This is a genomic window from Roseateles sp., assembly GCF_039929605.1.
GTDB lineage: Bacteria > Pseudomonadota > Gammaproteobacteria > Burkholderiales > Burkholderiaceae_C > Pelomonas.
This window is the reverse complement of sequence record NZ_JBDSQX010000136.1, coordinates 84641-105437: the sequence shown is the minus strand read 5'-3', so window position 1 is coordinate 105437 and position 20797 is coordinate 84641. Positions and strand designations below refer to the sequence as shown.

17 protein-coding genes and 4 tRNA genes are annotated in these 20797 nt (G+C 67.0%); 7 read left to right on the top strand and 14 right to left on the bottom strand.

Translation table 11 applies throughout. The features are described 5' to 3' along the window. Nucleotides 1-190 precede the first annotated feature (190 nt). The 4 genes from ABIS05_RS19040 (at nt 191) to ABIS05_RS19025 (ending at nt 7905) form a co-directional block, all read left to right on the top strand. Entirely contained in the window at nt 191-1825 is a 1635-nt protein-coding gene (locus tag ABIS05_RS19040) for a DUF5597 domain-containing protein (RefSeq protein WP_348011806.1), read from the top strand. A gap of 112 nt (nt 1826-1937) precedes the next feature. Then, the gene (locus ABIS05_RS19035) at nt 1938-2168 is read left to right on the top strand and encodes a hypothetical protein (protein ID WP_348011805.1); all 231 of its coding nucleotides are present in this window, start codon (nt 1938-1940) and stop codon (nt 2166-2168) included. Between the two features lie 218 nt (nt 2169-2386). Further along, complete coding sequence (gene galA, locus ABIS05_RS19030; RefSeq protein WP_348011804.1) at nt 2387-5251, top strand: beta-galactosidase GalA; 2865 nt, start codon at nt 2387-2389, stop codon at nt 5249-5251. Between the two features lie 218 nt (nt 5252-5469). After that, nucleotides 5470-7905 (top strand): glycoside hydrolase family 2 TIM barrel-domain containing protein, encoded by a 2436-nt coding sequence (locus ABIS05_RS19025; RefSeq protein WP_348011803.1) that lies wholly within the window; start codon nt 5470-5472, stop codon nt 7903-7905. Between the two features lie 82 nt (nt 7906-7987). Here the strand turns inward: ABIS05_RS19025 and ABIS05_RS19020 are convergent, their stop codons facing one another. The 4 genes from ABIS05_RS19020 to ABIS05_RS19005 all read right to left on the bottom strand — a co-directional run bounded on the left by ABIS05_RS19020 (nt 7988) and on the right by ABIS05_RS19005 (nt 13052). Further along, nucleotides 7988-8497 carry a LuxR C-terminal-related transcriptional regulator gene (locus ABIS05_RS19020; RefSeq protein ID WP_348011802.1) on the bottom strand — a complete coding sequence of 170 codons (510 nt, stop codon included), beginning with the start codon at nt 8495-8497 and terminating at the stop codon, nt 7988-7990. Then, nucleotides 8482-8850 carry a hypothetical protein gene (locus ABIS05_RS19015; protein WP_348011801.1) on the bottom strand — a complete coding sequence of 123 codons (369 nt, stop codon included), beginning with the start codon at nt 8848-8850 and terminating at the stop codon, nt 8482-8484. The genes ABIS05_RS19020 and ABIS05_RS19015 overlap by 16 nt, the downstream gene beginning before the upstream one ends. Before the next feature lie 192 nt (nt 8851-9042). Continuing rightward, entirely contained in the window at nt 9043-11397 is a 2355-nt protein-coding gene (locus ABIS05_RS19010; protein ID WP_348011800.1) for an excinuclease ABC subunit UvrA, read from the bottom strand. A 200-nt stretch (nt 11398-11597) separates the two neighbouring features. Then, the gene (locus ABIS05_RS19005) at nt 11598-13052 is read right to left on the bottom strand and encodes a PLP-dependent aminotransferase family protein (protein ID WP_348011799.1); all 1455 of its coding nucleotides are present in this window, start codon (nt 13050-13052) and stop codon (nt 11598-11600) included. A gap of 151 nt (nt 13053-13203) precedes the next feature. Here ABIS05_RS19005 and ABIS05_RS19000 point away from each other — a divergent pair, with 151 nt between their 5' ends. After that, entirely contained in the window at nt 13204-13602 is a 399-nt protein-coding gene (locus ABIS05_RS19000) for a 4-oxalocrotonate tautomerase (RefSeq protein ID WP_348011798.1), read from the top strand. A 42-nt stretch (nt 13603-13644) separates the two neighbouring features. After that, nucleotides 13645-14151 (top strand): cupin domain-containing protein, encoded by a 507-nt coding sequence (locus ABIS05_RS18995; RefSeq protein WP_348011797.1) that lies wholly within the window; start codon nt 13645-13647, stop codon nt 14149-14151. Between the two features lie 48 nt (nt 14152-14199). Here the strand turns inward: ABIS05_RS18995 and ABIS05_RS18990 are convergent, their stop codons facing one another. The 10 genes from ABIS05_RS18990 to ABIS05_RS18945 form a co-directional block, all read right to left on the bottom strand. Further along, nucleotides 14200-15663 carry a serine/threonine-protein kinase gene (locus ABIS05_RS18990; RefSeq protein ID WP_348011796.1) on the bottom strand — a complete coding sequence of 488 codons (1464 nt, stop codon included), beginning with the start codon at nt 15661-15663 and terminating at the stop codon, nt 14200-14202. A 100-nt stretch (nt 15664-15763) separates the two neighbouring features. Further along, nucleotides 15764-16633 carry a DUF3365 domain-containing protein gene (locus ABIS05_RS18985; RefSeq protein ID WP_348011795.1) on the bottom strand — a complete coding sequence of 290 codons (870 nt, stop codon included), beginning with the start codon at nt 16631-16633 and terminating at the stop codon, nt 15764-15766. A 143-nt stretch (nt 16634-16776) separates the two neighbouring features. Beyond that, a complete protein-coding gene (locus ABIS05_RS18980; RefSeq protein WP_348011794.1) occupies nt 16777-17913 on the bottom strand; it encodes an SPFH domain-containing protein in 1137 nt (378 codons plus the stop codon). Between the two features lie 330 nt (nt 17914-18243). Then, a tRNA-Ile gene (locus tag ABIS05_RS18975) sits at nt 18244-18311 on the bottom strand. A gap of 186 nt (nt 18312-18497) precedes the next feature. Then, nucleotides 18498-19058, bottom strand: coding sequence for an HNH endonuclease (locus ABIS05_RS18970; RefSeq protein WP_348011793.1), 561 nt, complete (start codon nt 19056-19058; stop codon nt 18498-18500). Nucleotides 19059-19128: 70 nt separating this feature from the next. Next, nucleotides 19129-19305, bottom strand: coding sequence for an SEC-C metal-binding domain-containing protein (locus tag ABIS05_RS18965; protein ID WP_348011792.1), 177 nt, complete (start codon nt 19303-19305; stop codon nt 19129-19131). Between the two features lie 56 nt (nt 19306-19361). Beyond that, nucleotides 19362-19437, bottom strand: a tRNA-Asp gene (locus tag ABIS05_RS18960). 114 nt (nt 19438-19551) lie between these two features. Further along, nucleotides 19552-19626: transfer RNA gene (locus tag ABIS05_RS18955), tRNA-Glu, on the bottom strand. 12 nt (nt 19627-19638) lie between these two features. Continuing rightward, a tRNA-Arg gene (locus tag ABIS05_RS18950) sits at nt 19639-19716 on the bottom strand. A 363-nt stretch (nt 19717-20079) separates the two neighbouring features. Continuing rightward, entirely contained in the window at nt 20080-20259 is a 180-nt protein-coding gene (locus ABIS05_RS18945) for a hypothetical protein (protein ID WP_348011791.1), read from the bottom strand. A 165-nt stretch (nt 20260-20424) separates the two neighbouring features. Between ABIS05_RS18945 and ABIS05_RS18940 the strand changes: the two genes are divergently transcribed. Further along, the gene (locus ABIS05_RS18940) at nt 20425-20796 is read left to right on the top strand and encodes a hypothetical protein (protein ID WP_348011790.1); all 372 of its coding nucleotides are present in this window, start codon (nt 20425-20427) and stop codon (nt 20794-20796) included. The last annotated feature ends 1 nt before the right edge of the window (nt 20797 follow it).

The window sequence follows — 20797 nt, the reverse complement described above, 5'->3', positions numbered from 1 at the left end:
CGGAAATATCACGCGCCCTCCTCACACGTAGATGACGAACAGTTGTCCCAAGCGAGCCACTGCCAATAGGTCTTTGCCGTCAAGCCCACTCGTCCGCAGTGCAACAACGATCAGCAGGAAACCTCGTCAACCGCTTCTGCGCCCGAGCCATCGCGCCTGATCTCAGCAAGCGAATCACAAAGCTTCCCCTATGAAGAAGACCTCCCTGATCGCGGCCCTACTCGCCGCAATGCTGACCATACCCGTCAGCGCGGCCGAAGCCCCGCGTTTCGTGCAGCGCGACGGCCACCATGCCTTGCTCGTCGACGGCAAACCCTTCCTGATGCTCGGCGCCCAGGCCCACAACTCCAGCAACTATCCCAAAGCCCTGGGCAAGGTCTGGGCCGCGGCCAACGATGCGCACGCCAACACCGTGTTGATGCCGGTGGCCTGGCAGCAGGTCGAGCCCCAGGAAGGCCAGTTCGACTTCAGCTTCCTCGACGTCCTGGTCAAGGAAGCGCGGCAGCAGGACAAGCGCCTCGTGCTGTTGTGGTTCGCGACCTGGAAGAACACCGGCGGCTCGTACACCCCCGACTGGGTCAAGCTCAATGGGAAGCGTTTCCCTTCCATGCTGGACCGCGACGGCAAGCCCAACTTCTGCTTCAGCCCCTTCGGCGAAGAGACGCTCAAGGCCGACAAGCGCGCCTTCGTGGCGCTCATGGCTCACCTGAAGAAGATCGACGCGACCGAGCGCACCGTGCTGATGGTTCAGGTCGAAAACGAGTCCGGCACCTATGGCCTCGTGCGCGACTTCGCGCCCGCCGCCCAGGCGGCCTTCGAGCAGCCGGTGCCCGCCGAAGTGGTGGCGCGCCAGAAGCCCAAGGCCGCCGCATCAGGCAACTGGCGCGAGGTCTATGGCGACTACGCCGACGAGTACTTCCACGCCTGGGCCATCGCCCGCTACATCGGTGAGATCGCCAAGGCCGGCCGCGCCGTCTACGACCTACCGATGTACGTCAACGGCGCGCTGCGCGAGGCGCTGGAACAGCCGCCCAAGCCCTGGCAGGGCAACTTCGCCAGCGGTGGGCCGGTCTGGGACGTCATCGACATCTACAAGGCCGCCGCGCCCGCCATCGACATCGTCGCGCCCGACATCTACACGCCCAACTCCGAGGGGATCAAGGCCAACATGCGCCTGTATCAGCGACCGGACAACGCGCTGTGGATTCCCGAGATCGGCAATGCCGAGGGCTATGCGCGCTGGATCTACGCGGCGCTGGGCCGCGGCGCCCTGGGTGTGGCGCCCTTCGGCCTGGACTACTTCAACTACGCCAACTTCCCGCTGGGCTCCAAGCGCGCCGACAAGACCATGGTCGAGCCCTTCGCCCGCGTCTTCGGCGCCTTCCGGCCCATCCAGCGCCAGTGGGCGCAATGGGCCTTCGAAGGGCGCACGCGCGGTGCCGCTGAGGGCGACGACCGCAAGCCGCAGTCGCTGGAGCTGCCGGGCGGCTGGGTCGCCAAGCTGACCTACCGCCAATGGCAGTTTTGGGACCTTGCTTGGGACAGCAAAGACGAGCGGCCGGCCGGCACCGAACAGCCCGGCGGCGGCGTGGCCATTGCGCAGATCGGCGACGACGAGTTCCTCATCGTTGGCCAACGCACCCGCGTGCGCATGGAAGGCGGGCCGCAAGCAAGCGGCTTCATGCTGCGCGTCGAGGAAGGCAGCTTTGACGACAAGGGCCGCTGGCAGATGGAGCGCGTCTGGAACGGCGACCAGGTCGACAGTGGCCTGAACCTGATGGCCGAGCCCATCATGCTCAAGGTCAAGATGGCGCGCGCGCGCTGAAGGGCAATAGCGTCATGGCCGAGCGCGTTTTGCCCTTTGGTGACGGCACCGCGATCCGAGTGACGACCAACCTCACATCCGCAGCCAAGGGCCAGTTGCTGACCGCATCCCCGTGCTGATGGGCGAGTACGGCGTCATCCTGAAGTCCGAGTACGACCCGACGGGCTTCTACCGCACGGAATGGGCCAAGTACGTGACGAACTCGGCGGTGCGCCATGGCATCGTGCCGGTGTGGTGGGACAACGGCTACAGCGACAACCACCAGTTCGGCCTGTTCAACCGCACAACCGGCGCTCAGTACTTCCCTGAACTGATCAAGGCCATCGTTGACAACGCCCAGTAATTGCGCGGTGCCACGAGCAAGGCAACCTGAATGAGTACCGTCCCCAATGAACCAGCGCGCCGCAGCTTCGTCCGCGCCGTCGCAGGCGCTGGTCTGGCTGCGGCGTCCGGCGGGTCCGCGGCCGCTGCGGCCGCTGCGGCCGCGCGTCCTGCTGCATTGGCCGCGACAGGCAGCCGAAGCGAATCGAGCGAACCATGATCCCAACGTCAAACATCAAGATGAGACAACTTCGCCCCTTCTCCTGGGTCTTCTGGGCTCTCGCACTGGCCTTTGCCGTCGGCAGCGCCACTGCCGCCGATGGCGGGCGCCAGCGCACCCGCATCGACGACGGCTGGCGCTTCGCCCTCGGCCACGCCCATGACCAGGCGCAAGACTTCGGCCACGGCACGCGGTCCTTCTTCTTCGCCAAGGCCGGCTTTGGCGACGGCCCCGCGGGCGCCGAGTTCGACGACCGCACCTGGCGCCGCCTGAACCTGCCGCACGACTGGGCGGTGGAACTGCCGTTCTCCGAGCGCGGCAGCGCGGCGCACGGCTCCAAGGCCATCGGCCGGGCCTTCCCCGAGAACAGCGTCGGCTGGTACCGGCGTGAGCTGGCCATTCCCGCAGCCGCACAGGGCAAGCGCATTGCGATCGAGTTCGACGGCGTCTTCCGCGACAGCGTGGTCTGGGTCAACGGCCACTACCTGCACCGCGAGGCCAGCGGCTATTCGAGCTTTCGTGTCGACATCAGCGACTACCTGAATTACGGCGGCCGCAACGTCGTCGCCGTGCGCGTGGACGCCACCACGCAGGAGGGCTGGTGGTACGAAGGCGCGGGCATCTACCGCCATGTCTGGCTGACCCAGACCGAGCCGCTGCGCGTGGGCCACGAGGGCACTTTCGTGCGCGCCACGGTCAACGGCGGCAGTGCCGAGGTGGCCGTCGACACGACAGTGCGCAACGACGGCAAGGCGGCGGAGTCCTTCACCCTGGAGCACGAACTGCGCGATCCCGCCGGCCGCGTCGTGGCGCGCGCCACCGTGCCGGAAAGGCGCGTGGGCGTGGACGCCAGCACCGACGTGGCGGCCACGTTGCGTGTGACGGCGCCGCAGCTGTGGTCGCTTGAGGCGCCGCAGCTCTACAAGCTCACGACGCACGTGAAGAGCGGCGGCCGCGTGGTCGACAGCTACGACACGCCCTTCGGCATCCGCACCATCCGCTTCGACGCCAACGCCGGCTTCTTCCTCAACGGCCGCCACGTCAAGCTGCACGGCGTCAACAACCACCAGGACCACGCCGGCATCGGCATTGCCCTGCCCGACGCCATGCACGAGGCGCGGCTGAAGATGCTCAAGGGCATGGGCGTGAACGCCATCCGTTCGGCCCACCATCCGGCCACGCCCGAGCTGCTGGAGGCCTGCGACCGGCTCGGCATCCTCGTCATCGACGAGCACCGCATGATGGGCACGGCGCCGCAGATCCGTGACGAGATGGAGCGCATGGTGAGGCGTGACCGCAACCACCCCTCCGTCATTCTGTGGTCGGTAGGCAATGAGGAATGGGCCATCGAGAACACCGCCGTCGGCACGCGCCTGGCGCGCGAGATGCAGGCGATAGTCAGGCGCATGGACCCGACGCGGCCGGCCACATTGGCAGCGTCCAGCTCCGGTGGCCCCGAAGGCACGGCGGTGGGCTCCGAGGTCCTGGGCTTCAACTACAAGGCCCAGCACGACATCGATGCCATGCACAAGCGCTTCCCCGAGCGCGCATCGGTCGTCACCGAGGAAGGCCTGACCTACGCCACACGCGGCATCTATGCCGACGATCCGGCGCATGTGTTCGTCGCCGCCTACGACAAGCGCTCCGGCGGCGCGTCGACGGCGTCGATCGAGGAGGCTTGGCGCTACAACGCCGAGCGCCCCTTCCTGGCCGGCGTGTTCTTCTGGACCGGCTTCGACTACCGCGGCGAGACCACGCCCTACGGCTGGCCGGCCGTCTCCTCGCAGTTCGGCATGATGGACACGACCGGGCTGCTCAAGGACAGCGGCCAGTACCTCAAGGCCGCCTGGACCACCGAGCCCATGGTGCACGTGCTGCCGCACTGGAACTGGCCCGGCCGCGAAGGCCAGCCCATCGACGTGCGCGTCTACGCCAACACCGACGAGGTGGAGCTGCTGCTCAACGGCAAGTCGCTGGGCCGCAAGCCGTTGGCGCGCTACGCCCACCTGCAGTGGAGCGTTCCCTATGCACCGGGCAGCCTGACGGCGCGCGGCTACCAGGGAGGCAAGCTGGTCGTCACCGAGACCGTGGCCACCACCGGCGACGGCAGCGCGGTGCGGCTGACGGCGGACCGCACCCGCATCCGCGCCGATGGCGACGATGTGGCGGTGGTCAGGGTCAGCGTGGTCGACCGGGAGGGCCGCGTGGTGCCCACCGCCAGCCAGCGCATCAGCTTCGAGGTCTCGGGCCCGGTGCGCCTGATCGGCATGGGCAACGGCGACCCCGGTTCGCACGAGGCCGACAAGCCCGCCGAGTTCCACCGCTACGCCGCCGTCAACGGCTGGCGCCAGAAAGCCGTGGCCAAGCAGGAAGACGCGACGGCACTGCTCGCTGACGCAGCCAGCGCCGGCTGGCGCGACCCCTTCGCCTGGTTGCCGATTGAGAAGCAGCCGGCCGATGGCGCCTGGAACGTCGTGCACGCCAGCTTTGCCCGCCCGGCTGCGGCAGCGGGCCACGCGGCGCTGTTCGTGGGCGACATCACGCCCGGCCAGCAGGTCTACCTGAACGGCAAGGCAGTGACCCCGCGCCGCGAAGACGGCATGGGCGTCATCGACCTCGACCCCGCCCAGCTGGCCGACGTCAACGCGCTGACCCTCGTCTTCGCGACGCCGGCCGGCGGCACGCGCCAGCTGTTCGACGACGCCCAGGGCGGCCGGCGCTGGTTGACGCTGCGCACCACCACGTCCACCGGGCCGTGGCAGCGCAGCGTGTTCAACGGCCATGCGCAGGTGATCCTGCAATCCACCGGCAGCCCCGGTCGCGCCACGCTGCGCGCCGTCAGCGAAGGCCTTGCCCCAGCTGCAACGGTGATCGAGATCTTCTGAACACCGGGAACAGATTCGTCATCGCTACGCTCGGAACCAGGCTACTGAACGGCAACGTTATGCGGCTTCACTGCTGTCCGGTTGAAAGCTGAATAGGTTCGACTGGTTAGCGGCGTCGAGCGGGTCACTTTGGGGCGCGTCGGCCTGCAACCCGCATCAATGCTTGATGTCAGGCGCGGCGCGGCTCATTTAACCGGACAGTCCTGGGACACAAATTGATGTTGAGGCTCAACAAGTTCACGCGCCGCTTGCCATGGGCGCTGATGCTGGCGCTCGTCTCGATCACGTCGACCGCTGAGGAACGCCGTCTCTCAATGGGCTGGCGTTTCATGGCGGGGGAGGTCAAGGGAGCGGAGAGGCCCGACTTCGACGACGGCGCATGGCGCCATGTGGCCGTGCCGCACGACTTCTCCATTCTGGACAAGGCCGACGGGTCGCCACCCTTCGACCCTGCCACCGTGGGTGGCCGCGACTCCGGCTACATCCCGGGTGGCACCGGCTGGTACCGGCGTCACCTCACGCTGACTTCGGCCGAAACCGCCCGCGTGGTCCGGCTGAAGTTCGAAGCCGTCTACATGGACGCCGATATCTGGCTGAATGGCGAGCCTGTGGGCCAGCATCGCTACGGCTACACCGCATTCACGCTGGACCTGACAGGCAAGGTCAAGGTGGGCGACAACGTCATCGCCGTGCGGGCGCGCCATGAGGACTCGTCGTCGCGCTGGTATGCCGGCTCGGGCCTGATCCGCCCGGTGGCTGTGGAACTGCTGGACCCGGTGCACATCGACCCCGACAGCGTGGCGGTAGCGACCCGCGCCGCGACCGGTCAACGGGCGGACCTGGACGTTCGCACACGCCTCTCCAACCGCCAGGCCAAGCCGCAACAGGTGGAAGTGGTCACGGCCGTGACCAGCGTCGACGGCAGCGAGACGGTCGCCCGCGCCAGCAAGCGTTATGTCGTGCCGGCGCGCGGCCAGGTGGATGCAGGGCAAGCTCTGGCCGTGGACAAGCCCAGGCTGTGGGGGCCGTCGGCACCGCATCTCTACCTGCTTCGCCAGGAAGTGCGCGTCAACGGTGTCGCGATCGATGTGCGCCTGACCCGCTTCGGCATCCGTACCGTGGCGATCGATGCGAAAAACGGCTTGCGCATCAATGGCGAGAAGGTCCTGCTGCGCGGCGGCAACATCCACCACGACAACTACATGCTCGGCGCCGCCGGGCTTCCCGATGCGGATGCACGCAAGGTCGCGCTGTTGAAGGCGGCCGGCTACAACGCCATCCGCAACGCCCACAACCCAGCAAGCCAAGCCACCCTGGACGCTGCCGATGAGCTCGGCATGCTGGTCATCAACGAGGCCTTCGACGCCTGGCGCAACAGCAAGACCAGCGCCGACTACGCCCGCTTCTTCGCTGACAACTGGCAGAAGGACTTGGACAGCCTGATCATCAGCGGCCGCAATCACCCCAGTGTGCTGCTCTGGAGCATCGGCAACGAGATCCGGGAGCAGGGCACGCCCGAGGGCGCGAAGACCGCACGGATGTTGGTCCAGCGGGTCCGCCAGCTCGACGCGACCCGGCCGGTGACCCAGGCGGTCAGCATCGACTCCCCGACGATCGCCAGCGCCTATGGCGAGCTCGACGCGGCCGGCTACAACTACATGCCCCACCTGTTCGAACGCGACCACGAGCAATACCCGTCGCGTGTCATGTACAGCGGCGAGTCCCTGTCCCGCTACGCCTTCAACTACTGGCGTCCGGTGGAGACCCTGCCGTGGGTGATCGGCGATTTCGTGTGGACCTCCTTCGACTACCTCGGCGAGGCCGGCATCGGCTGGGTGAACGCCAAGCAGGACTGGAAGACCTGGGGCCCATATCCGTGGCACCTGGCCTATTGCGGCGAGATCGACGCTACCGGGCGCAAGCGTCCCGCCGCCTACTACCGCCAGGTACTGTGGAAGACCGGCATCGACCCGATCGCGGCCTTCGTCGAGCAGCCGGCTGGCACTCGCGCCTTCCCGCACTACCCCTTCCCGGAAGGCGACCCGCACAACGACTGGACGCTGGAGGACGTGCATCCCAGCTGGTCGTGGGCCGGTCAGAAAGGCAAGCCGCTGAACGTCGCGGTGTATTCGGAGTTCCCGGAGGTCGAACTCTTCCTGAACGACAAGAGCCTGGGGCGGCAGGCCGTAGGCCTCGCCACTGAATACAAGGCCCGGTTCGTCGTGCCCTATGCGCCGGGCCGCCTGCTGGCGGTCGGCTACCGGGACGGCAGGCGCGCCGGCCAGTGGGAGCTGCGCACGGCAGGCCTGCCAGCGGCGTTCAAGGCAACTGCGGACCGGTCGCAGCTGAAGGCCAATGGCGAGGACCTGGCCTACGTGACGGTCGAGCTGGCCGACGGCGACGGCGTTCCCATCTACGCGCGCGCCGATGATCGCCAGGTGAAGGTCAGTGTGACCGGCGCCGGCGTGCTGGGCGGCGCGGGCAACGGCGACCCCGTCGATGCGAGCAGCCTGCAATCGGGCGAACGCAAGACCTTCCACGGTCGGATGGTGGCGGCAGTCCGCGCGGGCGCTTCGCCCGGCCCCATCGTGGTTGAAGTTGCCGTCGAAGGCCTGCCGACGCAGCGGATGCGGCTCGATGTGATTGCGCGATGAAACCGCAGTGGCGCGGCGCACAGCGCCACTGCGCATCCTGCGCAGGCGGACCGCGTCCCTCCGCGAACTTCCTTGCGTGCCGTCAGGCGCCGGGCTGGGTCAGATACCAGGCCGCCGCCTGCGTGCGTGAGCCGGCGTCGAGCTTGTCGAGGATGTTGGCCACGTGCCGCTTGACGGTGTGGGGGCTGAGGTCGAAGGCGCGGGCGATGAGCTTGTTGCTGTCGCCCGCTGCCGTGCCCGACGTCAATGCCAGGCGCAGGCCGGCGGCCCAGCCCTGCGTGCGTTCGTGCGGGCTCTCGGCCTGCGTGGCGTGCTGCCCCTGCGCGGTGACGAGGGCGCGTACCTCTGCCTCGCTGAGCTGCAGGTCGACCTGGCGGAACTCGGCCAGCTCGCCGGCCACACGCAGCCGCGCAAGCGCCAACGGCGGGTCGTGCCGCGTGGCGACGGCCACGGTCCAGCGCGGGCTCAGGCGTTCGAGCAGGCGGTCCAGGAAGTCGAAGAAGGCGGGGTCGTCGACGCGGTGCAGGTCGTCGAAGACGAGCACGCCATGCGCCATATCGCAGGCGTCCAGCGCGTTCAACAACTCGGCCACGGCCTGGGGCGGCTGCGCGGCTGCGCGGCTGTGCGGCCAACGCGGCGAGCGCTTCGGGCGCCGTGCGCCAGGGCGGGATCGAAGGGCTCCAGCGCGGCGACGGTCCGCTGGCCTTGCGCCCGGCCGCGTTCACCGAGGGCCGCGGCCAGCGGTGCCAGTGCCTGCTGGCGCGCGCGGATGTCGGCCTGCAACGCCAGCATGCCGGGGTGGATGAGCTGGCCTCGCGCGTCGAACCACCGCGCTGCCTCGGGGGCATTGGCGGGCAGATCGGGCAGGCGCTGGAACAGGGCCAGCAGCGACGACGGCTCTGGCGCTGAAGCGGCTTCAGCAGCGTGCGCGGGCGGTGCGATCACCAGGCTGAGTGCGCCCAGGCAGGCGACCAGGGTCGTTCCGAGGCAGTGGCGCCAGGCGGCTGAGTGGTGAGGAATTATGGCGGCTCCGAGGGGCAGGTTGAGGCTGCCGGCATCGTGCCCAGCGCGTGCTGGCGCCGCATCGCCCGAACGGGCCATCACGCGATGGCCCGCGGTTCAGTCCCTGATCGGTGCTCAGCTGCCGTGCAGTCGTGAGATTAGGAAAGCGCCCGTCACCGATGCCGGGTCACGCGCGATCTGCTCAGGCGTGCCCTGCGCGACGACTCTTCCGCCGTCGCGCCCGGCGCCCGGGCCCATGTCGATGATCCAGTCGGCGCTTGCGATGACGTCAAGGTTGTGTTCGATGACGATGACACTCGAGCCGTCCTCCACCATGCCGTCCAGCAACGTGATCAGCGTGGCGACGTCGGACATGTGGAGTCCCGTGGTGGGTTCGTCCAGGACGTAGGTCTGGCTGCCGCGGTGCAGTTCGGTCGCCAGCTTGATGCGCTGGCGTTCCCCACCCGACAGCGTGCTGAGCGGCTGGCCGAGTGCGAGATAGCCCAGCCCGACTTCGACGACGCGCTGCAGCGGACTGCACACCGCAGGCTGATCGATGAAGAATGCCGCCGCGTTCTCCGCCGTCAGCTTCAACACCTCGTCGATCGCCATGCCGTGGTACCTGAGCTTCAGGACGTCTTCGCGGAAACGCCGGCCATGGCAGGTTTCGCAGACGGTGGTGATCGAATCCATGAACCCGAGATCGAGCGTGACTTCGCCGAGGCCTCGGCACGTCGGGCAGCCCCCGGTCGAGTTGGCGCTGAACAGCGACGCGCTGACCTTGTTTTCGCTGGCGAACAGGTCGCGGATGGCATCGAGTACACCGGTGTAGGTCGCCATGTTCGAGCGGGTCGAGCCGACCAGTGCGCCTTGGTCGACGCAAACGATGTCGGGGTGCTGAGGCACGAGCACCCCGTTGACCAAGCTGCTCTTGCCTGACCCGGCGACGCCGGTGACGACGGTCAACACGCCGCGCGGGATGTCGACGTCGACCGACGCGAGGTTGTGCCGCGTTGCGCCGCGAATGCGAAAGGCACCGGCGGGTTTGCGGACAGCGGTCTTGAGCCTCGCGCCGCTGCGCAGGAAACGGCCGGTCAAGGTCGCCGCTTCGGCGAGCGCGCAAACCGATCCCTCGAACACCACCGTGCCGCCGTGAGTGCCAGCGCCCGGTCCCATGTCGACGACATGGTCGGCGATCGCAATGACATCGGGGTCGTGCTCGACGACGAGCACGGTGTTGCCCTTGTCGCGCAGCCCGACGATGAGGCCGTTCAGCTGGTGCACGTCGCGCGGGTGCAGGCCGATGCTCGGTTCATCCAGGATGTAGGTCATGTCGGACAAACTGCTTGCGAGGTGGCGAACCATCTTCACGCGCTGCGACTCGCCGCCCGACAGCGTTGGCGTCGGCCGGTCGAGGCTCAGGTATCCGAGGCCGATCGCCACGAGGCTCTCGAGATGTGCGGCGATGGCTGTGACGATGGTCGCGGCGCGCGCGTCGTCGATGGCCCGAACGAGGGGAAGCAGATCCAGGATCGGCAGCGCGGCCAACTCGCCGACGTGGCGGCCATCGATCTTTGCGCCCAAGACCGTCGGGTTGAGGCGATAGCCCTTGCACGTCGGGCACGTGCCGCGGTGGACGACCCGCGCAACCGCATCGCGCTCATGCGGCTTCAGCTGGTCGGCGGACTTTTGCAGGTACGCGCGCGTGAAGCGGTCGACCACCCCTTCATATCTGGCACTCTTGTACCAATCGGCGGGCGGCTCCTTGAGGGCCATCGGCGCTTGATGCATCAACAGGCGCAACTCTGCCCGGGTGTAGCGCCCGAGCGGCTTGTCGTTGTCGAACAGCCCGGACGCCACATAGCGCTTCCAACGGGCGCTACCGACGTCAAAGCCGTGGAACGTGAGCGCCCCTTGATTCAGTGACCGGCTTCGATCGATCAACTTTTCTTCGTCGACCGCGACGACTGCCCCCAGCCCGAGGCAGGTGGGGCACATGCCCTGCGGATGGTTGAACGAGAACACCGAGGATTCGCCGACGCTTGGAAGCGCGATGCGCGAGAACAGCAGGCGCAGCAGCGCATAGATGTCGGTCGCGGTTCCTACGGTCGAACGGGGATTGCCGCCGAGTCGCTTCTGGTCGACGATGATCGCCGGCGACAGGTTTTCAAGCGCGTCTACGTCGGGCTGGCCGTAGTGCGGCAAGCGGTTGCGCACGAATGCCGGAAAGGTCTCGTTCAGTTGGCGCTGCGATTCCGCAGCGATCGTGTCGAACACGAGGGACGACTTGCCCGAGCCCGAAACTCCCGTAAACACGGTGATCAGCTTCTTCGGAATCTCGACGCTGACATTGCGCAAGTTGTTTTCGCGTGCGCGCACGACCCGTATGACGCCGTGAAGACTGCGAATAGAAGACTCTGGATCGATCTGGCTCATTGAGTTGCTGGGCAGCCTGTTGCGTTGCCCATCCCAAACCAGGCTGCGCTGCATCGCGGGAACTTATTCAGCGTCGCCTAAGGCTGTTTCCGTGGTGTTGGAGCTGTCCGTCGAGGCATCGCCCGTGCCGCCAATTCACTTACTGGACCGGCGTCAAGCGACCCTTAGCTTACGAACCAACCGCGCCTTGAAATGATCCAGTTAGTGGCAATTTCATGGCGCCAGTGCTTGCGCACGTTGGGTGCGAACCGTCTCTAAGCCTGGCTCAACAAGAACCTTCGCATGCGCCTCAGCGCTTTGCCTATTTCGCCGGCATCGATAACGCCGTATCCGAAGGCCAATGCCGAGGAATGGCCGGGCAACATCGCATAGTCGGCGGTCGATTGCGCACCCGGTGCGTAACGGCGCATCGCATCGATAATCACCGCTGTTTGCCGTGGGCGCCTGATGCGCGCAGCCAGGTGCAGCCCGGCTTCCGACGGGATCGCATGCAGCCATTCGCCCAGCTCACGCTGAAGGCCACCCAGCAGGGCTTCCCGCCTTAACGCATAGATGGGCCGCACGCGCCGCACGTGACGCGCCAAGTGTCCGTCCCGGATGAATGTTGCCAGGGTGGCCTGCGTGATCGTGTCGCAGTGCGAGTCGGCGCAATGCTTGACGCTGACCAGCGCATCCCGTGCCCATGGAGGCATCACCACGAAGCCCTTGCGCAACGAGGGGAACATGCTCTTTGAAAACGTGCCGATGTAGAACACCAAGCCATCGCGGTCCAGGGTCTGCAATGCGTCCAGGGGCCTTGAGCCGAAGCGGAACTCACCGTCATAGTCGTCTTCGAGTACGACGGCCTGCCACTTTCGCGCAAATGCCAGCAGCGCCTTGCGCCGGCGCAAGGACAACGCGGCGCCGGTCGGAGCCTGGTGTGAAGGCGTGACGCTGATCACTCGCACGTCGTCAGGCAGTTGGTCGACACACATGCCTTCATCGTCAACGGGTATCGGCACCAACTCTGCCCCCGCGGCGATAAAGGCGGCGCGCAGCGGCGGATAGCCGGGCTCCTCGACGGCGACCTTGGTCTGGCCCGGCGTCACGAGCAAACGTGCAAGCAAGTCGAAGGCCTGCTGGGCGCCCGAGGTGACCAGCACGTCTCCCGCCGTGCAAGCCACTGCGCGCGCAAATGCGACATGCTGTGCGATCGCTTCACGCAGCTCGGGCAAGCCGTCGGACGGCGGATAGCTGAAACGAACGCGCGACCATGCCCGCAGCGACTGAGCGGTGAGGCGGCGCCATGCCTCGTGCGGGAAGTGGCGGTGGTCCGGCAAGCCAAGTCGGAAAGACTGCTCGGGAAGGTCGCGCGCCGGCTCCGGCTGCAAAAGCGGCGAGCGCCACAAAGGATTCAATCGCATCTTCTCCAAGGTCGGGCTGCCGGCGCGCGGCAGGTTCACGCCGCGGCGTGCCGCAACCTCGGCCACAACGGCCCTCGCACCGGCCCGTGGCTGCAGGTAGCCCTCCGCGATCAGGCGGTCGTAGGCTGCAACGACGGTGTTCCGGCTCACGCCCAGCGCTTGAGCTGCCGAGCGGGTCGAGGGAAGTCGAGCGCCGGCGGCCAGGCGGCCGTCGAGCACGGCCGCGCGCAACTGCTGATGCAGTGTCTCCATGAGCGCCCCGCCACGCATCGGCAAGGACAGATCAAACGGAAAAACTGGCTCCATGAATTCACCTCAAAGTGGCCCAACCTAAGGTCCAGTGCCTGCGTAGTATTGCGCCGTCGAGCGGCGAAAAACCACGGGTCGCAGCCCTCAATCCAGTTCCTTGCGATCGGGCCTGCCGTTCAACCCACACTGTCTTCAACAAGGAGCCGACATGCCCATCCTGAACGTCAAAGTGTGCGCGACCAAGTCGCCCGCACTCAGCCAGCAAATCAACGAAACGCTGCTGGAGCTGACCAGCCGGATCTTGAAGAAGAACCGCCTGCTCACGGCAGTCACGATCGACTTCGTGGACCCGCGGGACTGGTTTGTCGGCGGAACCTCGCTGGCCGAACTGGGCAAGCGCAGCATCTACTTCGACGTGAAGGTGGTCGACGAGACCAACACCAAGGCGGAAAAGGCGCAGTACATCGCCGAAGCATTCGAGGCCTTCTCGAGACTGCTGGGCGAATTGCACGAGGAAAGCTATATCTACGTGCAAGACGTGCGCGCTGCCGCCTACGGCTTCGGCGGCAAGACCCAGGAGTTTCGCCATCAGCACCCGCAGGGCTGACCGAACCGGGGTGCATGACACCACTTCAACGGAGCAACCCTCATGTCGACGATCGATCATGTCGTGGCCGCAGCACTCGAACGCAGCGGCCTGCCGGACTGGATGCCCGAGGGCGAAGGCAAGTGGTCGCTGCCGATCGCCTTCCTGCCCGAGGGTGCGGGTTGGGTGGAATTGATGCGCCTGCGGCCCGGCGTGCGAGTGGGCCTGCATCGCCACAGCGGCGAGGTCCACGCGCTGAACCTGCAAGGGTCTCGCCGGCTGAACACCGGCCAGGTCGTCGGTCCCGGCGGCTATGTGTTTGAGCCTGCGGGTAACACTGACTGGTGGCAAGCCCAGGGCGCAGAAGACCTGATCGTGCACGTTGTCGTGAAGGGCGCAGTCGAGTACCTGGGGCCCCATCGCAGCGTGACCGCGCGCATCACGACCGAGGATCGCATCTTCGACTACCGGCAGTACTGTTCTGCGATGGGCATCCCAGCGCGTGACCTGCAATTGCCGGACGACGGGGCCGCGATGGGCACCGGTGCAGACGATGAATCCCTGCGGTGATGGCCGATGTCGGACGCCTCGGGCCACGCCAGTCCCGCCCAAGGGCGATCAGGGCAGGCGCCCCAACTCCTTCAGCAGCTTCTCGCGCGCCGCTGGATCGTTCACAGCCTCCGCCAGCCGGTTGAAGAACACCGCGCGGCTGTCCGTCCCGGCGGCCGCGCGCTTGACCAATACCTTGGCGATGGGCCCGACGTGCTGGGCCAGCAGGGGCACGGCTTTGCCCATCACCGCATCGTTCAGCGGCCCGCCGATCAGCGTGCCGCCCGCCGAGCCGGCTGAGCCCTTGGAGCCGACGCTCGGCAGCGCACCGCTCGTGCCGCCCGCCGTGCGGCCGGTGCCGCCGGTGATCAGGCTGGCCTGGCCGAGGAAGACGTCCCGGGCACGCGGATCGCTGACCTGCTCGGCGAGCTTGCTGTAGAGCTCGTTGATGTCGGTGCACTCGCGCGCCGCGCGGCGCACGAGCACGCTGGCGAGCGGGCCGACCAGCCGGGCCAGCGTCTGCTCGGCCTGGGTGAGCTGGGCCTTGTCCCAGTGCGTGGGCGGCGGCGCGCCGCTGGAGCCACCGGCGGTGGTGGGCGGCGCGACGGTGGGTGGCGCAATCGTGGTCGAAAGGGGCGGCCGGGCGGGGCGCGGCGGCGCCATCATCAGCGTGCGTTCCCAGGCGGTGTCGTCGATCCCGCGGCCGGCGCCGTCGATCAGGGCCTGCTTGAACTCGTCGGTGTCGGCGAAGCGGTCGGCCGGGCGCTTGGACAGCGCGCGGCCGACGATGGCATCGAACCAGCCGGGACGCTCGGCGCCGTCCACCATCGAGGGCTGCATAGCGTCCTCGTTGACGACCTTGTACATGAGGGCCTCGGTCGTGCCGGCAAAGGGCGCGCGGCCGGTCAGCAGCTGGTAGAGCACGACGCCGGCGCCGTAGATATCGACGCGCCGGTCCATCGGTTTGCCAAGGAACTGCTCGGGCGCCATGTGGCTGGGCGTGCCCACCATGTAGTGGGTCTGCGTGAGGCTTTGCGACTCGATGCGCGCGATGCCGAAGTCGGCCACCTTGAGCCGGCCGTTGGCCATCATGATGATGTTGCTGGGCTTGACGTCGCGGTGCCAGACGCCGTGATGGTGCGCATGGCCCAGCGCATCGAGCAGCTGGCTCATGATGCCGGGGATGTCGCTGTCGGTGAAGCGCACCTTGGCGCTCAGATAGCTCGCTAGCGACCGACCTTCGACGAACTCCATCGCGATATAGGCGCAATGCTCTGCGCGGCCGAAGTCGTAGACGGCGACGATGCCCGGGTGGCCGAGGCGCCCAGCAGCCTGGGCCTCATTGCGGAAGCGCGAGGCCGGCGCGCCGGGGCTGTCGTCCTCGGCATCGATCTGCTGGCGAATGGTCTTGAGCGCGACGGTGCGCTGGATGTCGGGGTCGAAGCCTTTGTAGACGACGCCCATCGCGCCTTCACCGAGGACTTCGGTGATGCGGTATTTGCCGAGCTGCGTTGGATGCTTTTTGTCGCTCATGCCGTTGCGTAGGGTGTTCCCAAGCGGCTGCCGTGGAACCGGCTTTGCCGGGCCACCAGCAGCGCCCCTTGAGGGGCCGGCGAAGCCGGTAGGGGTGGTCTCATTCCAGGAGTTTCATGGCCTGCACGACGCTGGCGCGCATGCGTGAGAAGGAGTCGGACAGCGTGGCGATCTCGTCGCGGCCACTGGCCTTGAACTCGGGCGCGTCCAGGTCGCCCTGGCTGACGCGGTCGGCCAGCGCGGACAGGCGGGTGACGGGGCGGACGACGAGCATCCACACCATCAGGTTCAGCACGATGCCGACGACGACGAACACGCCGATCAGTGACGAGATGAAGAGCTTGAAGACGTTGTCGGCGCGCTGCAGCGGCACGCCCAGCGGCACCGACACGATCTGTGCGCCGATGACTTCGTTGAGGTTCCAGCCGAAGCCGTTGGCCGGGCCGTACTTGGCCACCATGGTGGCCGGCGCGGCGTCCACGCTGCTGTGGCAGGCCAGGCAGGCGGGGTCGGTGATGCGCAGCGGGCGGGCGATGTAGAGCGACGGGCCGGCCGGCGTGTCGCGCGTGCCGACGGTTTCCTTCAGGTCGGCTGCGCTTCTGAATTGACCCACGATGTCGGCCTCCCAGCTGGTGGCACGGTCGCGCGGGTTGGTGGGGTTCAGCGTCGCCTCCTTGTAGGCGAACTCGGGGTGCTTGGCCAGCAGCGTGCCCAGCACCTCCGTGGCGGAGTAGCTGGGCACCGTTTGCGGCAGGAACTCGTTGGCCATCTGCGAGGCCAGCAGCGGTTTGATCTGCGTGTTGGTGTAGGCGCGCACGGCCAGCGCCTTCTCCATCAGCATGCGGGCGCTGCCGACGACCTCCTGCTGGGCGTTGTCCTGCAGCAGCTGGCGGGCGATGTAGCCGCTCACGGCGATGCCCAGGCTCATGACCAGCAGGTAAACGAGATTGAATTTGACGAGCAGTTTCATGGCGGCCTCGTAGGGGCAGCAATGGTAGTGCCGGCCGGCGCGACCCGCCCTTCGTGAATGCTCCCGTGGCGCGGCGTGCAGAGGTCAAAAAAAGGGCGCCCGACCGAAGCCGGGCGCCCTGAAGCGGTGCGTGAGTTCAGCACTCAACGCAGCTTCACCAGCCCGTTGAGCACTTGGTCCAGACCGCCGAACACGGAGATCTTGTCGATGCGCTCGGCCACGCGTTCCAGCGTTTCCAGCTCCTTCAGGCGCAAGGCGACGGGGTTGTCCTCCATCACCTTGGCCGTGTTGAGCAGGGAGCGCGTCGCTGCGGTTTCCTCACGGCGACGGATCACGTTCGCCTCGGCGGCTTTTCCGGCCTCCACCACCTGGGCGAGGATGGTTTTCATCTCGCCCGGCAGCACGATGTCCTTCACGCCCACGCCGTCCAGCTGCAGGCCGTAGCCGGCCAGCTTGGCAGTGACCTGGGCGGTCACGACTTCGTCGATGACCGACTTGTTCTCCAGCAGCTCGTCCAGCGTGCGCGTGCCCACTGCGGCGCGCAGGCCGAACTGCAGCTCGCGGTAGAGGTGATCGGCCGGCTTGGCCAGTTGCTCGAACGCGCGCAGCACATCGGTGAAGCGCCAGGTGGCCGAGAGGTTCAGCCGCAGCGAGACCTTGTCGCGCGTCAGGATCTCCTGGCCCGTCACCTCCAGCGCCTGCAGCCGCAGGTCCACCAGCTCCACGGTCACGTTGCGGTTGAACTTCCAGAACGCGTAGGAACCCGCGGCCAGCAGCCGCTCCACCTTGCCGTCCACGCGCAGCAGGCCGGCGCCGGTTGCCGGCACCTCCACCTGCAGCACGCCAGCCAGGCCGGTCAGCGCGCGCGGGCGCAGTTGCGGCTGAGTCAGTCGCGCAGCCAGGGCGGCCGGCAGCTCGGCGGACGCGCGCAGGTCAATCAACTCGACCTGCACGTCCACCAGGCCACGCCAGTACAGGCGCCGCGTGGCGGGCGGCAGCACCTCGACGAGCACGCCGTTCTCGGTGCGCAGACCCGCCTCGTGCTCATTGAGCTCGACGCGCAGGAACTCCGCCTCGACAACCTCAGGCTCCTTGGCCATCAGGTAGTCGGTCAACGGATGCACGAAGGCCGGTTGGCTGATCGCGAACAGCTCGACCTTCAGCGCGTCCATGCCGGCGAACAGCCAGTGCGTGCCCGGTTGCAGCACGCGTTCGAAGTCGCCATTGCGCAGCAGGATGCCGCGCTCGTTCTTCTTCACAGTGACACGCTTGATCGTCATGGTGTTCTCCTTGTTGTGACGCGTGTTGAGGAAATGCAGACGCAGCCCTGCCGCAAAGCAAGGATGCGCTGCGCGCGGAGGGGCTGCGCCTGCATTTCCATAGGGGTGCCGTTACAGCAACCCGTGCGGACGTCGGATGCCAGGGCCTGGCGCCACGGTGCGCGTTGAACGCCTCCTCACTTGAAGGCGCTCGCGGCTGGCCGTGGCAGCAGGGCCCCGCTTGCCCGGCGCGCGAGCGCGGGCCGCTGATGCGCGATCTGGCCGGAGCCAGGGCGCACGTTCGGCGGGGTGGTCTTGCGACCGGTTTTGGATTGGCGTGAAAGGCCAAGCTTGGAGCGGGAGTCGAACCCGCGACAGACGAATGATTAGTTCGTTGCTCTACCCGACTGAGCTATCCAGTGGTCGTGAAGTTGGGAATTGAACCCAAGGCCTTGCGGCCCAACCTTGCCTCACGGGCTACCCGTCGATTCCGGCAGGCGCGGCATACGTCGAAACGACGGGCGGACCCGGTCTCGGCGCACCGGCGGGGCTTGGGAACCCCGACCTGTGAGCGCTCTGCTTTCCTCGGCAGATTCGTGGTCGCCTCAACTGAGGCGAGATCCTCTCGGCAGGCGCGCAGCCAGCCAGTCGTGCACGTCCGCGCGGATGTGCCTGCCCTTCAAGATGAAGTCCTCGAAGCGGCTCGGCACAAAGGGCGCGAACAGCAGCGGCATGCGGGCCTCGTCCGGCGTGCGGTCGGCCTTGAGCGAATTGCAGACGCGGCAGGCCGCGACCGTGTTCATCCAGCTCAAGGGCCCACCCCGGCTGGCGGGCGCGATGTGGTCGATGGTCAGCACGCGCGCGTCGAGCACCACGCCGCAATAGGCGCAGGTGCAGCGGTCACGCTTGATGACCTTGGCCTTGCCGTAGACCGGCGTGATGTCGAAGAGGTTGAGCCTCGACGCGCCGCGCAGGGCCACGATGGCAGGAACGGCCAGCACCGACTGGCGGCCGGTGGTGGCATTGAAACCGCCACGCAACACGGCCAGCGGGCGCTCGCCGGCCGACCACACGACGGCATCGGTGGCGACGAGCGTGGCGGCGTGTTCGACCGAGACCCAGGCCTGCGGGAGGCCGGTGATGTCCAACTGCAAAACGTCGTGCATGGTGGCCTCCTTTCTTTGGGCTTGGCACGGTTGAGGGGGGCGGTCGATCAACGTTGGTAGTGATCGCGGTTCACGCCGTCGAAAACAGCCACTGTGCAGGCAGCAGCGCTTGAAACGACCTCCGCGAGCCGCAGGGGCAAGGATCGCTCCTGCCGAGCTTTTCGATCAGCTCCTTGTAGCCATGCACCATGCGGTCACCGCGCTTGACCTGCGTTTCAGACGGGAAGCCCTTGCGGCGCTTGCTCATGGTTTCGAAAGCTGTGGGTGGTGTGCTTCTTCATGACGTTCTCCTGGTGAAGGCAATGGCGCCGCCAGCGGGTTTCGATCCCGCGACCTCCGGTTCGACAGACCGGCGCTCTCCCAGCTGAGCTATGGCGACATGGGTAAAGACAGAAAGGTTGTCGGTCACGGGTTCCGACGCCGCCCAATCGTTGCGGCCGGTTTGCGCCTCTCGGGGCGTGAGCTCAACGAGAGGCTTCTGGGTAAAAAGGAGTGGTACCCCGTGCGGGAGTTGAACCCGCCTCTTCGGCTTGAAGGGCCGAGGACCTCACCGGAAGTCCAACGGGGCATTGCTGTTGATTGGCGCCTTGTGAACGACTCGAACGTCCGACCTCCGGTTTCGTAGACCGGCGCTCTCACTCCACTGAGCTAACAAGGCAAAGGAAAAACCATCTCGGCTGTGTCCACACGCGACGCGACTGGTTTGCGCAAACCAGCAATGCGTCGCTGCACGCGACAGGCGGCCGCCCGAGCGCACATGCACACCGGGCCGGCCGATGCTTGTGCGTGGGCACACCCGAGATGGGGCAGGGCAGCCGAGGACGAGCCTCGGCGCCTGCCAGTGTTGAGTGCCGCGCCGATGTGGTCGGCGGGCACTCGATGCGAGTTGTGAAAGAGCTGGCGCTGCGCGTGCGCAGCGGCGCCAGGGCAGCCCCGGCACGGTGTTCGGTTGAAAAGCGAAAAAACAAAAGGCCCGGTTCCTTGCGGATACCGGGCCTCAGAAGAGCGTGGAAGGGCGGCGTCAGCCGGGACCTTCTCCCGATGTGTGGGTGTCATCACGATCACGACCGCAGTCGTGGGCATAGGCGACCTGGGGTTGCGAGCCCTCTGCTTTCGGTCCCTCGACCAGCGCCATCCAGGCGCCATCGCGCCGGCTCGTTGAGCCGGGGTATGCGATGACGTTGAAAAGGTGGCGGTTCATGGCGAGGTACGAAAGCGGTTCGGTCGGGTTGGGGTTGTTGGGTTGCCCAACGGCGTTGAGCGAATCCCTGCATTGTGAAAACTGTTCACGCCTTGGTCAAGCGCGGCGTGCCACCTAGAATGCGTGTGAAGTGTTTTAACAACACTAAGCCCCCACCTCTGCAGCGTGTCCAGCCCCGCCACCATCCGCCGTCTCAACGCCCTGGCGCTCTTCCAGACCTTCGTCGAAGAGCGCATCACTGCGGGCGATCCGCCCAAGGGCCTGGAGGCCGCGTGGGCAGCGCGCATCGATGTCAGCGGCGCGACGTGGTCCATGGCCAAGAGCGGCGCCCGGCCCCTCGGCGACAAGCTGGCGCGCCAGATCGAGCACCACTGCGACAGGCCCGCCGGCTGGCTCGACGAGGAGCGCGAGCCTACGGGCCTGACGCCCGCCGAGCAGCAGTTCCTGGCGCTGGCGCTGAAGACCTATCGCGGGACCAACAGCGATGGGCGCAAGAAGCTCAGGCAATCCCTGAAGGCCTTCGGCAGCGGCGCTTAGG

Coding starts and splice junctions, on each gene's coding strand:
- ABIS05_RS19000 (WP_348011798.1), top strand. CDS start 13,204: ATGCCCATCCTGAACGTCAAAGTGTGCGCGACCAAGTCGCCCGCACTC.
- ABIS05_RS18970 (WP_348011793.1), bottom strand. CDS start 19,058: ATGCACGACGTTTTGCAGTTGGACATCACCGGCCTCCCGCAGGCCTGG.
- ABIS05_RS18995 (WP_348011797.1), top strand. CDS start 13,645: ATGTCGACGATCGATCATGTCGTGGCCGCAGCACTCGAACGCAGCGGC.
- ABIS05_RS18990 (WP_348011796.1), bottom strand. CDS start 15,663: ATGAGCGACAAAAAGCATCCAACGCAGCTCGGCAAATACCGCATCACC.
- ABIS05_RS18945 (WP_348011791.1), bottom strand. CDS start 20,259: ATGAACCGCCACCTTTTCAACGTCATCGCATACCCCGGCTCAACGAGC.
- ABIS05_RS18980 (WP_348011794.1), bottom strand. CDS start 17,913: ATGACGATCAAGCGTGTCACTGTGAAGAAGAACGAGCGCGGCATCCTG.
- galA (WP_348011804.1), top strand. CDS start 2,387: ATGAGACAACTTCGCCCCTTCTCCTGGGTCTTCTGGGCTCTCGCACTG.
- ABIS05_RS19005 (WP_348011799.1), bottom strand. CDS start 13,052: ATGGAGCCAGTTTTTCCGTTTGATCTGTCCTTGCCGATGCGTGGCGGG.
- ABIS05_RS19040 (WP_348011806.1), top strand. CDS start 191: ATGAAGAAGACCTCCCTGATCGCGGCCCTACTCGCCGCAATGCTGACC.
- ABIS05_RS18965 (WP_348011792.1), bottom strand. CDS start 19,305: ATGAGCAAGCGCCGCAAGGGCTTCCCGTCTGAAACGCAGGTCAAGCGC.
- ABIS05_RS19010 (WP_348011800.1), bottom strand. CDS start 11,397: ATGCAGCGCAGCCTGGTTTGGGATGGGCAACGCAACAGGCTGCCCAGC.
- ABIS05_RS19025 (WP_348011803.1), top strand. CDS start 5,470: ATGTTGAGGCTCAACAAGTTCACGCGCCGCTTGCCATGGGCGCTGATG.
- ABIS05_RS18985 (WP_348011795.1), bottom strand. CDS start 16,633: ATGAAACTGCTCGTCAAATTCAATCTCGTTTACCTGCTGGTCATGAGC.